A 1575-nucleotide genomic window follows, 5' to 3' on the forward strand; every position below is an offset into this window, starting at 1 on the left:
CCGCTGCGGGACGGCCTCACCGTGCCGGACATCGCCGACGCCGTGGGCGTGGCCGCGCTCGGGCGCCTGCGCACGGAACGCGGGGTGGACCGTGCCCTCGACCGCGGGGCGTTCCGTCCCCGGAGCGGCGGGCCGCTGGACCGCGCCGCACGGACCGTCCTGGACCTCGCGGACCGCGACCACGGCGGGACGCCGGAGGCCGACCGTTCGCCGGAGTGACGGAGCCCCGGAGTCCCCGAGTCCCGGAGTCCCGGAGCTCCGGAGTCCCGGGGTGCCGACGAACGCCTCCGTTCGTGCCGTGGTTGTCCACAGGATTTCGTCCGTCCACAGGCTCCGGTGTTTGGCCTGGTCCGTCGGTCCGCGCGGCGGAATGGTGGGACGGGAAGCCACCGCCGTGGCGTCCACAACGGACGGTTGGCGGTGACTCCGGAGGGTCGCGAGGGTGCCTGCGACGAATGCGACGGCGGAACCGACCGCCGAACGACGGAGGAGGGGGAACACGATGCGGACGGAGCTGATCGACCGGGTCCGCGCGAGACTGGCCGACGCGGGCGCGGACACCGGACCCCGGAGGCTGGCGGAGGCGGTGCGCGCCGAGACGGACGGTGTCGACGGCGACCTCGACCGGTTGGCCGCCATGGAGTCGCTGCGCCACGAGTTCGTCGGTGCGGGTCCGTTGGACGCCCTGCTCGCCGCCCCCGGTGTCTCCGACGTCCTGGTGACGGGGCCGGACGAGGTGTGGACCGACGGTGAGGAGGGACTGCGGCGGACCGGCGTCCGGTTCGCCGACGAGGAGGCGGTGCGCCGCCTGGCCCAACGCCTCGCGCTCGCGGCGGGACGCCGGATCGACGACGCCCGGCCCTGTGTGGACGGCTGGCTGCCCGGCGGCGGGCCGTCCGGACGGGTGCGCCTGCACGCGGTGCTGCCCCCGGTGGCGGCGGCGGGGACCTGTCTGTCGTTGCGCGTGCTGCGGCCCGCCGCACACGACCTGCCCGGCCTGCGACGGCTGGGTGTGGTGGACGGCGCGGGCCTGGCGCTGCTGGAGGCGATCGTGTCGGCACGGCTCGCGTTCCTCGTCTCCGGCGCCACCGGATCGGGCAAGAGCACCCTGCTCGCCGCCCTGCTCGGTGCCGTGCCGCACACCGAGCGCATCGTCTGTGTCGAGGACGTCGCGGAGTTGCGGCCCGCGCATCCGCAGTTCGTCGGCCTGCTCACCCGGTCGTCCAACGTGGAGGGCGCCGGGGAGATCACCTCCGAGGACCTGGTGCGCCAGGCGCTGCGCATGCGCCCGGACCGGCTCGTCGTCGGCGAGATCCGGGACCGCGAGGTGGTGCAACTGCTGGCCGCGCTGAACACGGGGCACGAGGGCGGGGCGGCGACCCTGCACGCGAACTCCCCCGGCGAGGTCCCGGCCCGTCTCGAGGCGCTCGCCGCGCTGGGCGGGATGTCCCGGCCCGCCCTGCACAGCCAGCTCGCGGCGGCCGTGTCCCTGGTGCTGCACATGCGCCGTGCCCCGGGGGGAGCACGGGTGCTCGCGGAGGTCGCCGCCGTCCGCCGGGAAGGCGACGGCGTGCG

The 1575-nt window shown here is 76.0% G+C and carries 1 protein-coding gene and 1 pseudogene; both read left to right on the plus strand.

Translation table 11 applies throughout. From position 1 onward, the window contains the following. A pseudogene (locus SACPADRAFT_RS0219700) lies at positions 1-219 on the plus strand (hypothetical protein); the annotation flags it as partial. Positions 220-502: 283 nt separating this feature from the next. Then, the coding region (locus SACPADRAFT_RS0219705) for a TadA family conjugal transfer-associated ATPase (protein ID WP_007027553.1) at positions 503-1575 on the plus strand (1073 nt) is incomplete at its 3' end.

Origin of the sequence: Saccharomonospora iraqiensis subsp. paurometabolica YIM 90007 (assembly GCF_000231035.2) — a bacterium.
GTDB classification, from domain to species: Bacteria; Actinomycetota; Actinomycetes; order Mycobacteriales; family Pseudonocardiaceae; genus Saccharomonospora; species Saccharomonospora paurometabolica.